Source organism: Roseateles chitinivorans (assembly GCF_002761755.1).
Taxonomy (GTDB): Bacteria; Pseudomonadota; Gammaproteobacteria; order Burkholderiales; family Burkholderiaceae_C; genus Roseateles; species Roseateles chitinivorans.
Map to the genome: position 1 here is coordinate 1 of NZ_PEOG01000160.1, position 731 is coordinate 731.

Sequence of the window (731 nt, forward strand, 5' to 3'; positions counted from 1 at the left end):
AGTGCCGTCGCCGAGCACGAGGTGCGGCACGGCGCGCAGGACCTGCCGCTGATCCTCCCTGGCTTCATCGACACCCATGTCCACGGCGGCGCCGGCCGCGACCTGCAGGTGCTCGACGTCGACGCCGTCGTCGCGCAGCGAGCGCCGGAGCTGCTCGCCGAACAGGTCGGCGCCAACGCGGCCGAACACCGCCGAACGACCGCCCAGCCGCGACAGCGCACAGGCCGCGTTGGCGGTGGTGCCCCCGGCCGAATGGCCCGCCGCGCGCGCCATCACCTTGCCGCCGGCCTCGGGCCACTGGTCGACGTCCAGGCTCAGGTCCATGCAGGGATCGCCGAAGGCCAGCAGGTCCCAGCGACGGCGATCAGCCATGACGCCGCTCCTGCCAGTGACGCCAGGCCAGGTCGCCCAGGCCGGCCGCGATCGCGCCCAGGTCGAAGTCGGCGCGGTTGGCGGCTTCGAACTCGGCGCACAGGTCCGCCGGCACGCCGGCCAGTCCGCGCCAGGCACCGGCGATCGCGCCGGCCATGGTCGCGATGGAATCGGTGTCGTTGCCGATCGAGGCGCCGATCGCGATGGTGCGCATCGGATCGCCGCCGGTGTAGGCCACGATGCCGACCGCCGCGGGCACCGATTCCGCCGCGAGCACCGAGTTGCCGACCAGGCCTTCCATCCGCGACATGAAGCTGTGGTCGTCCGGCGCCTGCGCGGCGATCGCCAGCGCCGCCTCC

Annotated in this window: 2 protein-coding genes; both read right to left on the reverse strand. The window is 73.9% G+C overall.

Features of this window, described 5'->3' with window-relative positions:
• Window positions 1-372 (reverse strand): carbohydrate kinase family protein (locus CS062_RS25150; protein WP_143742523.1); only part of this gene is annotated, 372 nt, incomplete at its 3' end.
• Window positions 365-731, reverse strand: a 367-nt coding sequence (locus CS062_RS25155; protein ID WP_143742524.1) for an ADP-ribosylglycohydrolase family protein, incomplete at its 5' end; no start/stop codon positions are given. The genes CS062_RS25150 and CS062_RS25155, both read right to left, overlap by 8 nt.